This window comes from Bradyrhizobium sp. BR2003, assembly GCF_009720285.1.
Taxonomy (GTDB): Bacteria; Pseudomonadota; Alphaproteobacteria; order Rhizobiales; family Xanthobacteraceae; genus Bradyrhizobium; species Bradyrhizobium elkanii.
Window position 1 is genome coordinate 185,545 of sequence record NZ_SMYJ01000009.1, and the last position, 12,220, is coordinate 197,764.

Below are 12,220 nucleotides of genomic sequence, written 5' to 3' on the forward strand. Positions count from 1 at the left end.
CGCCACCGTCAGCCGGTGGGGGTAAATCCGGTCGCGCGCACGATCCCTTTCCAGCGATCGGATTCGGTGGCGAGCAGTCGCGCAAAGTCGTTCATCGCGATGGCGTCGACGTCGACCGACAGTTTGGCCATGCCGGACTTGACCTCGTCGGTGCGCAGTGACGCCTGGATCGCGCTGTTGAGTTGCGCGACGATTGCCGGAGGCGTCCTCGCCGGCAGGAAGATGCCGAACCAGGTCACGTCCTGAAGCGCGGGGTAACCGGCTTCCGCCACCGTCGGCACATCGGGGAGAGATTTGAGACGGCTGGGACCGGTCGTCGCCAGAGCGCGAAGCTGCCCGGACTGGACCTGGCCCAGCAGGCTGTCGATCGGCATCACGGCCGACGCGATCTCGCCTTTCAGGAGATCCTGGATCGCCCCTCTGCCTTGATAGGGCACGTGGAGATAGTCGAAGCCCGCGGTCCGGCCGAGCATCGCGCCGATGAAATGCAGTGTGGTGCCGACGCCCGGCGTGCCATAGGTCGCCTGCGTCGGGTTGGCCCGGCACCAGGCGACGAAGTCGGCGAGGCTCCTGACGCCGTTCGGGACTTTCGGGCCGACCGCCAGCAGCGTCGCGAATGAGCCGACGGTCGATACCGGCGTGAAGTCCTGCGGTGCGTATGCGAGCGACTTGTAGGTATGCGGAAACAGCGCGATGAACCCAAGCGGCGCGAGCAGCATGACCGATCCATCGGCCTCGGCGTTCTTCACGGCCTCGATCGCAATCCGGCCGCTCGCGCCGGGCCGGGTCTCGACGACGATGGCGTCGGCATAATCCTTCATCTGCCCGGCAATGAGCCTTGCTACAGCGTCCGGCAATCCGGGTGTGTAGCCGGTCAGGATATGGGCGGTCTTCAGGCGGGCCTGCGCGGCGCCTGGCCGGACCAGGCCCGCGGCGGCGAGCGCGGCACCGGCCGCTGACGCGGTCAGGACGTTACGACGGGTCAACATGCATGCCTCCATGGTAGTCGAGCCGCGCCGTCCGGGGCGCGACAATCTGCGTCGTCGCACGCGGAGGATGCGTGAGGCGGGGATAAACGTCCAATGCTAGTGTCTGAGGTGTCCATAACCGTTTTGGTAAGGATCGCTGATGCAGGACATCGAGCGTGCCCGACGGCGGATCAAGCTGCGCGACCTGCACATCCTGCTCGTCATCGCGCAGCGCGGTAGCATGGCGAAGGCTGCCGCGGAACTCGCGGTGTCGCAGCCGGCGATATCGCGGGCGGTCAGCGACATGGAGCACGCGCTCGGACTTCGGCTGTTCGATCGTTGCCGTAACGGCATCGAACTGACGGCCTATGGCCATGCTCTGGTGCGACGCGGGGTCTCGATCTTCGACGAGCTTACCCAGGGCTTGCAGGAGCTCGAGTTTCTGGCCGATCCGAGCGTCGGAGAGTTGCGCATCGGCAGTACGGAGAGCATCGCAGCGGGCTTGCTTCCGGTGGCGATCGACCGCTTCACGCGGCAGCAACCCGGCATCCGCATCAATGTCGCGCAGACCGTTCTCAGCGATCTGCGTTACCGCGAACTGCGCGAGCGCAACATCGATCTGTTGCTTGGATGGACGCCGACGCCGTTTGATGAGGCAGACTTGGCGGTCGAGCCCTTGCTCGATGATCGGCGCGTCGTGGTCGCGGGAAGGCGAAGCAAATGGGCGCGCGCATCCAGGCTCGCATTGGCCGACCTCGCAGACGAGCGCTGGGTGTTGCCTCCGCCGGACACTTTTCCGGGCTCCGCGGTGGCGGAGATGTTTCACAAATTCGGAATGCGGATGCCAAGCGCGCCGGTCACGACGCTGTCGCTTCATTTGTGCTGCCGGCTCGCCGCGACCGGCCGCTTCATCGCCGTGCTGCCGGGCTCGGTCGCGCGCTTTGCTGGCGGCGATCTCGGCCTGAAGGTTCTTCCGGTTCAGCTTCCGCGAGCGGCCGCCGTCTCGGCTGCGATCGTCACGTTGAAAGGCCGCACGTTGGGCCCGACCGCCGAGATATTCATCGCCTGCATCCGCGAAGTCGCAAAGGCGGCCGCGAGCAAGGCGGCCGCCCGCAAATGACGCGAATTGCGGGCGCCGCTCCCGCGGCGCCTGACGTCTAATGCGCCATCATCGGCTCGCGCGCGGTTCGCTCGAGTACCGGATCGATCCGCAGCCTGATCGTGACGAGCGCGCCGACCAGTCCCATCACGGCGAGCAGCAGCAGCCCCGCTGTGAAGCTGCCGGTCAGGTCCTTCAGATAGCCGACGGCGAACGGGCCGGCGAAGCCTGACAGGTTGCCGAGCGAGTTGATCGCGGCAATGCCTGCCGCGGCCGAGACGCCGGTCAGGATGCTGGCCGGCATCGGCCAGAACATCGGCGGCACCGCCGAAACGCCGATCTGCGCCAGGCAAAGCAGGGCGACGATCAGCACCGGATTCGACATCAGCCCGGCAAGGCCGATGCCGACGGCGGCGAGCGTCAGTGCGCCGGCGACATGGTATCGCCGCTCGCCGGTCTTGTCGGAATGGCGGCCGAGCAGCACCATGCCGACCGCGCCGAACACGAAGGGCAGGGCCGCGATCAAGCCGGTCTGGGTGTCGGTGACGCCAAACGCCTTGATGATGGTGGGCAGGAAGAAGGCGACGCCGTAGCTTGCCGCGTTGAGGCAGAAATACACGAAGGCGCAGGCAAGGACCCGCGAGTCGGTGAGCGACTGCAGAACGGATATATGCTCCACGGCCTCGGTTTGCTGCCGCTCGCGTTCAAGTGTGGTCTGGATCCACTTGATCTCGTCGGGTTGCAGCCAGCTGGCCTGGCGCGGAAAGTCGGGAAGGAAGGTCAGGACAGCGAAGCCGACCAGGACCGACGGCAATGCCTCGCAGACGAACAGCCACTGCCATCCGGTCAGGCCGGCGCCCGACAGGTTGAGCAGCAGTCCCGAAATGGGCGCCCCGATGATGCTCGAGATCGGGATCGCCAGCATGAACAGGCTGATGACGCGCGCGCGGTACACCGACGGGAACCAGAGCGTCAGATAGAAGATGATGCCGGGGAAGAAGCCGGCTTCGCAGGCGCCGAGCAGGAGGCGCAGGAAGTAGAAGATCCACTCGCTCGACAGACCGCTCGCCGCGGACATCTGCGCGATGAAGGCAAATGCGGCCGAGACGATGCCCCAGCTGATCATAATGCGGGCGATCCAGCGCCGCGCACCGAACCGTTCCAGAAGGATGTTGGAGGGCACCTCGAAGAAGAAGTAGCCGATGAAGAACAGACCGGCGCCGAGCCCATAGGCGGCCTCGCTGAGGCCGAGCGCCGCGTTCATGTGCAGCTTGGCGAAGCCGACATTGACGCGATCGAGATAGGCCACGAAGTAACACAGGATGAGGAACGGAATCAGCCGCCGCATCATCTTTCCGATCGCGCGCTTCTCGACATCGTCGCCCATCGTTCCCATCCCTTCCTGTTTTCGATTCGGCAGACGACCACTGCGCTGTTCGGGGCGCACCTGGCGCACCCGCAACGGTTCGTCGCGTTGCCCTTGCAAGTCCTGTTCATTGTTGTGTAATCGACTGCCGCGTGACTAATGGCATTTGGGAATGCAGCCACGGCGAAACTGTCATGATGCACCGCGGTATAAACGCGGGAACCCTGGAGCGTTTTGCAGCGAAGTGGCTGCCGGTTCGCGCCAAGAAAACGCGTCAAAGCAGAATCTGAAGCCCCGTTCCGGTTTGATCGGAACGGAAAAGGCCCTTGCCGGGCAGGATGGTGGCGGGCCGTGATCAATAATCTGAAACTGCGCCAGCTGCGCCTGCTGGTCGCTCTCGACAATGAACGCAAGTTGCAGCTCGCCGCCGAGCGGTTGAACATCACCCAATCCGCGGCATCGAAGATGCTCGCCGAAATCGAGGCGCTGGCGCGGGTTCCCTTGTTCGAGCGCACAGCGCGCGGCGTCGAACCGACGGCCTATGGGTCGATCCTGATCCGTGGCGGCAAGAGCGTGCTGGCCGATCTCGACCAGGTCACCGACGAGTTCGCGGGCTACAAATCCGGTGAGCTCGGCACCGTCTCCGTTGGAACGGTCGCCAAGCCGAGCATCGACCTCGTCGTCGATGTGATCCAGTATCTCGGCGAGAAGCTGAATCGGGTGAACATCTCGCTCGATGTCAGCACCAGCCCGCCATTGATCACGCGGCTGCTGGCGCTCGAGTTCGATTTTGTCGTCGCCAGGATTCCCGCCGGCATCGATCCCCGGCAATTCGACTATTACGAGATCGGCGCGGAGGAGGCGGTGCTGCTCGTCCGTGCGGAGCATCCGTTGGCCGGCCGCGAGACGGTCGAGCTGGAGGACATGGCCGACCAGCAATGGATCTGCCAGCCGCGCGAATCCTTCATGCGCCAGGCGCTCGAGAGGCTGTTCATGAGCCGCGGCGTGACGCCGCCGCGCCGGGTCATCAACACCGAATCGTTTTTTGCCTCAGTCGGAATTGCCGCGGGCATCGACGCGATCGTGCCGGTCCCCATGCTGGTGTTCGATCTGGTCGATCCGCAGCGGTTCAAGGTGCTGCGCCTGCGCGACAGGCTGTTGTTGGAAAATTATGGCCTGATCAAGCTGCGGAAACGCGCGCTGTCACCCGCTGCGGCACTGCTGTTCGACGCGATGAAACGGCTCGGCGTACCGAGTGGCGGCGCAGAGCAGGGCGACGCGACGGGCTGAACGCTCAGCGGAACATGCTGCGCAGGTTCTGCGCAATCTCGAACAGCGCCGGATTTTGCTTCACGGCGCGCTTGGCGCGATTGATGGCCGACAGCGCGCTGGCCGCCGGCTTGCCGCGCAGGCTGAGCGGAATGAAGCTGTCGACGACGGCTTCATCGTCCTTGCAGAACAGCCGCTTGTACTCGTCCGAGCCGATGCCGAGATCCAGAGCGCGGTAGTTCAGGCCGGCATGGCGATCGATGATATCGCGCATCAGGATCAGGCCGGGGCTGAACTTGGAATTGGCCGACATCGTGTAGGTGTTGAACATCATCGAGAAGCGATGGCCGTCGGATACGCCGGCGAAGATCGCGATCACTTCCTCGTCGCACTCCAGCGCGTGGATGTCGATCGCATAGCCGTTGCCGTCGGCGCGCGGCGCGAGGCAGGCGGCACGAACAAATTGCTCGATACCCGGCTCGGCGAACACGTTCGGCAGCTTCTGCTCGGCCATGCGCTGCGGCTTGACGCGGAAGAACCAGTCGAGCAGGCGGCAGACATCGGCGCTCTCGCTCGCGACGTAATAGCGGTAGCCGGGCAGCGCCTGCAGCTTGCGCTCCTTGCCCTTGAGGCGGCGGCGGAACGAGTTGCTGACCAGCGTCGCCGGTGCCGCGCCGGGTTCGATCGCCAGCACCGGGCAGTCGTTGACCGAAGGCTGATGCGCCAGCAGCGCCAGCGGATTCGGCAGGTCCTGCCAGCGCAGCGGCTGCTGGCAGAGCGCGAGCGCATCGGCGCGGGAGCGTTCGGCGATCGATCCGATCAGGGCCGCGATATCGGCTTCCGTCGCGTTGGCGGCGAAATCCTTCGCGCACAGCGCCATGTTGAAGGTCGCATGCTTGCCGCCCATGAAGCTCGCGCAGTTCGCGCCGAGGCGGGCCTCGATTGCGAGCGGCAGCAGCAGCAGCGGGCGGCGTTCGCTGTCATGAGCGACGACGATGAAGGGCCGCAGGCCCTCGCGCTCGCCGACCTGGCGCTGCCAAGCGGCGAGGAAATCGAACCGCTGATAGGGCGTGTAGCTGTGCTGCGGTGTCTCGAAGCCGCGCCAGGTGGCCTCGGCCGCGGTGAGATCATGAAAGATGTCGACACCGGCAACGCGGATCGCGTTCGGCCACGCTCGCGCCTCGGCCGTCTGGCCTTCGATTGCCGCCGCCATTGTCATCTCGGAATCCGAAATTTTTAGGTATTAGTTTACAGTTCTCGGCTGGGGCCGACCTTCGCAGGGAAATGTCAACAAAGGGTAATAACAATGCCGCGGCGGTGCGCGGGAACCGCCTGACGAGGACGGGGATCTTGGCGCCGGACAGCGGGATTTTACGACGGGCCCGGATGGAGCTCGCGTATTTCAGTGGCGCCTTCAAGCTGCAGGAACGCGAGAGCGGCGGCGCCGGGGTGATCCTGCGCTTCGCCCGCGTTCGTCCCGCGCGACGCGGCCGGTTTCAGCCGCTGAAGTCCGAGGAGATCACGCCGGCATTCCTCGATCGCACGATCCGCGCGCTGAAGCGCTGGCAGTATGACATCATCGGGATCGACGAGGCCTGCCGCCGCGCGGTGACCTTGCCGGAACGCCGGCGCTTTGCCTGCCTGACCTTTGACGGCGCCAGCAAGGACATCGTCACCCATGCCCGGCCGGTGCTCGCCAGGCACGGCGTCCCCTTCACCCTGTATCTGCCGACGGCTTTCCCGGACGGCGTGGGCGTGGCGTGGTGGCTGGCGCTCGAGGACATCATCGCCCGCGAGAGCCGCATCAGCCTCATGGTCGACGGCAGGGAGCGGCACTTCGCAGTCTCGACGCTGTCGGACAAATACGAGCTGTTCGATTTCCTGTCCGGCTGGCTGCGCAAGCTGCCGCCGTCGGACCTGTCCTACGCGCTGAATGATCTCGCCAGGCGCTATTCGACCGACGCGGCCCAATTGTCACGCAATGCGTCACTCGACTGGCAGGATCTGGCGAAGCTTGCGGCCGATCCGAACGTGACGTTCGGCAGTGCGACCGTGAACTATCCGGCGCTGTCGAGCCTCAGGGATGCCGACGCGCAGCGCGAGATGGCGATGGGCAAGGCGGTGGCCGAGAGCGCGCTGCGGCGGCAGGTCAGGCATTTCGCATTCCCGTTCGGCGACCGCGATGCGTTCGGCCGTCCGCACGTGGTGATGGCGGAACAGACCGGCTTTGCCAGCGCGGTGTCGACCATACCAGGGGTGGTCGAGGCGCAGGGCCGCACCAACCTCCACGCGCTGCCGCGCATCGCATGGGACGGCCGCGTGCGCTCGCTGCGGATGATGCGGGTGCTGCTGTCGGGCGTGATGTTCGCGCCGGTGCGGCCGACGCGCAGCGCGCGCAACCAGAGCGTTATTTAGGCGCGGTCGGGCCGCGACATCCAGGCGACGATCGGCATCGCCGGCAGCACCCAGCCGAGGCCCGCGACGACGTAGAAGATCGCCTGCAGCAGCCCCGAATTCGCAAGCCACGGCGTCTGGGCGACCGTCATGCCGAGCAGCGACCACACCACCACCAGGATCAGCAGGAAGATGGTTCCGAGCAGTTTGCGGGTGCGTATGGCCATGGCGGATATGTGCAACTCGTGATCAGGGCGTTTTCCAGCGAAGCCGACACCGGTTCGCGCAAAGAAAACGCGTCAAAACAAGATTCTGGAGCTTCCTTCCGACTTGAACGGAAACGAGGCTCCGGGCGGCGCTTGCGCCGCGGGCGCCGCGGACTATAAGGGGCTCGAAAATCCAATCAAGTCAGGGCGAAATGGCCGGTATTTCCGCAAAGACATCGCAGCTCCGCGCCGTCAGGGTATGGCTGGTCGCGGTCGCCGCCCTGATCGCGCTGATGGTCCTGGTCGGCGGCGCCACGCGGCTCACCGAGTCCGGCCTGTCGATCGTCGAATGGAAGCCGGTGACCGGCGCGCTGCCGCCGCTGACCGAGGCGCAGTGGACGCAGGCCTTCGAGGGCTACAAGAGGATCCCGCAATATCGCGAGCTCAACGCCGGGATGACGCTCGCGGACTTCAAGACGATCTTCTGGTGGGAATGGAGCCACCGGCTGCTTGGCCGCGTGATCGGCGCGGCCTATTTGCTGCCGTTCCTGTATTTCCTGTGGCGCGGCGCGGTGAGCGGCGAACTCGGGCGGCGGCTGTGGGTGATTTTCGGCCTCGGCGCGCTGCAGGGCGGCGTCGGCTGGTGGATGGTCGCGTCCGGCCTCTCGGAACGCGTCGAGGTGTCGCAGTATCGGCTGGCGACCCATCTGGTGCTGGCGCTCCTCATCTTCGCGGCAATCGTCTGGACGCTGCGGCGCCTGACGGACCGTCCGGCCGTGATCGCGCCGCTCAGGCTGAAGATCACGAGCGCGGTGCTGCTCGTGCTGATCTTCGTGCAGCTCTATTTCGGCGCGCTGGTCGCGGGGCTGCGCGCGGGCAGGGTTTATAATACCTGGCCCGACATCGACGGCGGCTTCATTCCGTCGGCTGACCGGCTGTGGTTCGAGACGCCGTGGTGGCGCAACCTGTTCGACAACACGCTGACGGTGCAGTTCGAACATCGCATGACCGCCTATCTGCTGTTCGTGCTGGCGATCGCGCATGCGATCGATGCCATGCGCGCGCGCGCCGGCGGCGCCGTCATCGCGGGGGCCTGGTGGCTGGTTGCGGCGATCACGCTGCAGGCGACCCTCGGCATCCTGACGCTGCTGCATCAGGTGCCGATCGATCTGGCGCTGACGCACCAGGCGGTCGCCATCGTCGTGCTGACGCTCGCGGTGCTGCAGGCCGAGCGCTTTGCCGCGCGCCGGACCGAACGGGACCAGCCGACCCTCGTGCCGGTCGGCCAGCCTGGTTTCTGACTGAACGAAAATGGTTCTCTTTCGTCATGGCCGGGCATAGCTGTCCGAAGGACGGCGTTCGCTTCCGCTCGCCTATGTCCCGGCCATCCACGTCTTTCTTGCGCAGCTGAAGCAAAGACGTGGATGCCCGGCACAAGGCCGGGCATGACGGAGCTACGAAGCACCGATTTCATCGATCGCTTTCGAGCCAGCCTCTCAGGACAGATAGTCGAGCCCGATATCGAGCGCGGCCGAGCTGTGGGTCACCCAGCCGACCGAGATCAGGTCGACGCCGGTTGCGGCAATCGCTGCGGCCGTCGCCGCGGTGATGCGGCCGGAGGCTTCGGTGAGCGCCTTGCCGCGCGCCATCGCCGCCGCCTGGCTGAGCTGCTCGGCCGTCATGTTGTCGAGCAGCACCGCGTCAACGCCGAGCGTCAGCGCCTCCTCGAGCTGCGGCAGCGTGTCGACCTCGACCTCGATCTTGACGAGATGGCCGGCATTGGCCTTGGCGCGCTCGATCGCGGTGCGGATGCCGCCGGCGAGCGCGATGTGGTTGTCCTTGATCAGCACGGCATCGTCGAGGCCGAAGCGGTGATTGCCGCCGCCGCCGGCGCGCACCGCATATTTCTCCAGCGCCCGCAGTCCCGGCGTGGTCTTGCGGGTACAGACGATCTGCGCGCGGGTGCCCGCCACGGCCTTGACCAGCGTGGCGGTTGCGGTGGCGACGCCGCTCAGATGGCAGAGGAAGTTGAGGGCGGTTCGTTCCGCCGTGAGCAGGCTGCGCGCCGGGCCGTCGATGATCGCGACGACCTGGTCGGGTTCGACCGTGCTGCCGTCGGGCCGCTCGGCGCGCAGCGTGATCGCCGGCGACACCGTCTGGAAGGCTGAGCGCGCGACGTCGAGCCCGGCGATCACGCCGGGCTGCCGTGCCCGCATCACCAGCCGGGCCTGCTGGCCGGCCGGCACGATGGCGTCTGCGGTGATATCGCCGGCGCGGCCGAGATCTTCGCGCAGCGCTGTCTGCACGATCGGCTCATAGATCAGCGGCAATAGGGGACTGAGGGTCATGACAGGGCACTCCTGGCAAATGGTGTGGATTCGACGATGTCGCGCGCGGCGGCGAGTGCATCGACGCGGGTGAGGGACGACGGAACGGCCGACGCAGCGGTGTGCGGGAAATCGCTGCGGAAGTGGCCCCCGCGGCTTTCCTCACGCCTGATTGCGGCAATCGCGACCATCAATCCGATCAATGCCGCATCGGACGCCGCACTGTGGCCGCATGCGAGTGGATAGAGGCTGCGGATCGCGCGGGCGATCCCGTCGCGGTCGCGCAGGACGCCGAGCCCCTGGGTGAGGATCGGTCGCACGGCGGAGGGATCGGAGGCCTGTGACATCGCGTCGTCGCGCAGCATGGCGCGCGGGCCCGCACTCACGCTTTCGATGCTCTCGGCGACCCAGCGCGCGCAGACGATCGCTTCCATCAGCGAGTTGCTGGCGAGCCGGTTGGCCCCGTGCAACCCGGTGCGTGCGGCCTCGCCGCAGGCCCACAGGCCCTGCACCGTGCTGCGGCCAAAACCATCAACCGCGATGCCGCCCATATGGTAGTGAACCGCCGGCCGGATCGGGATCGGATCATGGGCGGGATCGATGCCGGCCATCTTGCAGAACGCGCTGATCACGGGATAGCGCTGGGCGAAATCCGCCCCCGGGTGCTCACGCGCGTCGAGGAAGGTGCGATGCCCCGCGGCGCGGTGGCGCCACACGGCGCGCGCGACGATGTCGCGTGGCGCAAGCTCCGCGCCGGGCTGATCGGCCATGAAGCGCTGGCCGGTCTCGTCGATCAGCACCGCGCCGTCGCCGCGGATCGCCTCGGTCAACAGCGGCATCGGCCGCGACGGCCCGTCGAAGGCGGTCGGATGAAACTGGACGAACTCGATGTCCGACAGTTTCGCGCCGGCATGTGCGGCGAGCGCGAGCCCCTGGCCGAAACATCCGCCGGGATTGGTGCTGTCGGCGTACAGCCCGCCGATGCCGCCGGTCGCGATCACGACGCGGTTGCTCGCGATCGTCAGCGCGCCGCTTGCGCTCGCTGCAAGCACGCCCCTGACCGCGTTGTCCTCGACGATCAGCCGGCGCGCCTCGACGCCTTCCAGCAGCGTGATCGACGGCGTCTGGCGGACTGCCGCGATCAGCGCGCGCATGATCTCCCGGCCGGTGCCGTCGCCGGTGGCGTGCACGATGCGGTTGCGGCGATGTGCGGCCTCCAGCCCGAGGCGCCAGCTGCCGTCGGCGTGGCGGTCGAAGGCGACGCCGAGCCTCGCCAGCTGTTCGACGGCGGCGGGCGCGGCGTGGACGATCCGGCTCGCGGCGGCCGCGTCGCAAAGGCCGGCGCCGGCCGCGAGCGTATCGGCGAGATGCAGGGCAGGGCTGTCATCTGCGCCGACCGGCGCGGCAAGGCCGCCCTGTGCCCACATGCTGGAAGCTTCCGCGCCGAGCGGCGATTTCGACAGCAGCACGACCGGCTCGGGCGCGAGCTGAAGCGCGGTCATCAGCCCGGCGGCGCCGCCGCCGACGATCACCGGGCGGCCGTTGAGATCGGAGATATCGGTGCTCATATCGCCAGCATCCTTTCGACGCTCTTGCGCGCGCGAGCGGCGATCGCAGGGTCGATGGTGACCTCGTGCTGGTTGGTCTCCAGTGCGTGGCGGATGTTCTTCAGCGTGATCCGCTTCATGTGCGGACAGAGATTGCAGGGGCGGACGAAGTCGATACCGGGATTTAGTGCGGCGATGTTGTCGCTCATCGAGCATTCCGTCAGCAGCACGACGCGCGGCGGACGTTTGCTCTCGACGAACGACTGCATCGCAGCCGTCGAGCCGGCAAAGTCCGCTTCAGCGACCACCTCGGGCGGGCATTCCGGATGCGCCAGGATGGTGACATCGGGATGATCCTCGCGCAGCTGACGCACGTCGTCGGCGGTGAACAGCTCGTGCACCTCGCAGTGGCCCTTCCAGGCGATGATCTTCTTGCTGGTTTGCTTGGCGATGTTCTGCGCAAGATATTCATCCGGTAGCATGATGACGCGCTCGGCGCCGAGCGATTCAACCACCTTCAGCGCATTGCCTGACGTGCAGCAGATGTCGGACTCGGCCTTCACCGCGGTCGAGGTGTTGACATAGGCGACGACCGGTGCATCCGGGTAGCGCGCACGCATCAGCCGCACGTCCTGCGCCGTGATGGAATCCGCCAGCGAGCAGCCGGCCTTGAGATCGGGGATCAGCACGGTCTTGGCCGGATTGAGCAGCTTCGCCGTCTCTGCCATGAAATGCACGCCCGCGAGCACGATGACATCGGCGTCGACCTTTGTCGCTTCCCGCGCGAGCAACAGGCTGTCGCCGACGATATCGGCGACGCCGTGGAAGATTTCCGGCGTCTGGTAATTGTGTGCCAGCACCACCGCGTTGCGGCGGCGTTTCAGCGCAAGGATCGCATCGACGTCCTCGGCGAACGTGGCCCATTCGAACGGCGGGATGACGCGCTTGACGCGCTCATAGAGCGGCGCGGTGCGGGTGAGCAGATCGGTATCGAGTGCAGCCATTTATACTCTCCGTGAGCATAAGATGGCTTATACTTATCCT

At 66.3% G+C, this 12,220-nt stretch carries 11 protein-coding genes; 4 read left to right on the forward strand and 7 right to left on the reverse strand.

Annotated elements, in window-relative coordinates:
* Positions 1 to 8 precede the first annotated feature (8 nt).
* Positions 9 to 989, reverse strand: coding sequence for a Bug family tripartite tricarboxylate transporter substrate binding protein (locus E2I15_RS05325; RefSeq protein WP_246667969.1), 981 nt, complete (start codon positions 987 to 989; stop codon positions 9 to 11).
* Between the two features lie 139 nt (positions 990 to 1,128).
* Here E2I15_RS05325 and E2I15_RS05330 point away from each other — a divergent pair, with 139 nt between their 5' ends.
* On the forward strand, positions 1,129 to 2,088 hold the full coding sequence (locus E2I15_RS05330) for a LysR family transcriptional regulator (RefSeq protein WP_137477782.1): 960 nt from the start codon (positions 1,129 to 1,131) through the stop codon (positions 2,086 to 2,088).
* Between the two features lie 37 nt (positions 2,089 to 2,125).
* Here the strand turns inward: E2I15_RS05330 and E2I15_RS05335 are convergent, their stop codons facing one another.
* Positions 2,126 to 3,463 (reverse strand): MFS transporter, encoded by a 1,338-nt coding sequence (locus E2I15_RS05335; RefSeq protein WP_137477783.1) that lies wholly within the window; start codon positions 3,461 to 3,463, stop codon positions 2,126 to 2,128.
* A gap of 321 nt (positions 3,464 to 3,784) precedes the next feature.
* On the opposite strand from E2I15_RS05335, the gene E2I15_RS05340 reads away from it, so the two are divergent.
* Positions 3,785 to 4,723, forward strand: a complete 939-nt coding sequence (locus tag E2I15_RS05340; RefSeq protein WP_137477784.1) for a LysR family transcriptional regulator — start codon at positions 3,785 to 3,787, stop codon at positions 4,721 to 4,723.
* A 4-nt stretch (positions 4,724 to 4,727) separates the two neighbouring features.
* Here E2I15_RS05340 and E2I15_RS05345 read toward each other — a convergent pair whose 3' ends face one another.
* Complete coding sequence (locus E2I15_RS05345; protein ID WP_137477785.1) at positions 4,728 to 5,921, reverse strand: GNAT family N-acetyltransferase; 1,194 nt, start codon at positions 5,919 to 5,921, stop codon at positions 4,728 to 4,730.
* A 167-nt stretch (positions 5,922 to 6,088) separates the two neighbouring features.
* Here E2I15_RS05345 and E2I15_RS05350 point away from each other — a divergent pair, with 167 nt between their 5' ends.
* A complete protein-coding gene (locus E2I15_RS05350; RefSeq protein ID WP_137477786.1) occupies positions 6,089 to 7,117 on the forward strand; it encodes a polysaccharide deacetylase family protein in 1,029 nt (342 codons plus the stop codon).
* On the opposite strand, the gene E2I15_RS05355 is transcribed toward E2I15_RS05350, so the two are convergent.
* Positions 7,114 to 7,323 carry a DUF2842 domain-containing protein gene (locus E2I15_RS05355; RefSeq protein WP_016844954.1) on the reverse strand — a complete coding sequence of 70 codons (210 nt, stop codon included), beginning with the start codon at positions 7,321 to 7,323 and terminating at the stop codon, positions 7,114 to 7,116. The genes E2I15_RS05350 and E2I15_RS05355 overlap by 4 nt on opposite strands.
* A gap of 191 nt (positions 7,324 to 7,514) precedes the next feature.
* Between E2I15_RS05355 and E2I15_RS05360 the strand changes: the two genes are divergently transcribed.
* Positions 7,515 to 8,603 (forward strand): COX15/CtaA family protein, encoded by a 1,089-nt coding sequence (locus E2I15_RS05360; RefSeq protein ID WP_137477787.1) that lies wholly within the window; start codon positions 7,515 to 7,517, stop codon positions 8,601 to 8,603.
* A gap of 195 nt (positions 8,604 to 8,798) precedes the next feature.
* Here E2I15_RS05360 and nadC read toward each other — a convergent pair whose 3' ends face one another.
* The 3 genes from nadC to nadA are packed head-to-tail and all read right to left on the reverse strand — an operon-like array spanning position 8,799 to position 12,180.
* The gene (gene nadC, locus E2I15_RS05365; RefSeq protein ID WP_137477788.1) at positions 8,799 to 9,650 is read right to left on the reverse strand and encodes a carboxylating nicotinate-nucleotide diphosphorylase; all 852 of its coding nucleotides are present in this window, start codon (positions 9,648 to 9,650) and stop codon (positions 8,799 to 8,801) included.
* Positions 9,647 to 11,197: an L-aspartate oxidase gene (locus E2I15_RS05370; protein WP_137477789.1), complete on the reverse strand. Its 1,551-nt coding sequence runs from the start codon at positions 11,195 to 11,197 to the stop codon at positions 9,647 to 9,649. The genes nadC and E2I15_RS05370 overlap by 4 nt, the downstream gene beginning before the upstream one ends.
* The gene (gene nadA / locus E2I15_RS05375) at positions 11,194 to 12,180 is read right to left on the reverse strand and encodes a quinolinate synthase NadA (RefSeq protein ID WP_137477790.1); all 987 of its coding nucleotides are present in this window, start codon (positions 12,178 to 12,180) and stop codon (positions 11,194 to 11,196) included. The genes E2I15_RS05370 and nadA overlap by 4 nt, the downstream gene beginning before the upstream one ends.
* Positions 12,181 to 12,220 lie beyond the last annotated feature (40 nt).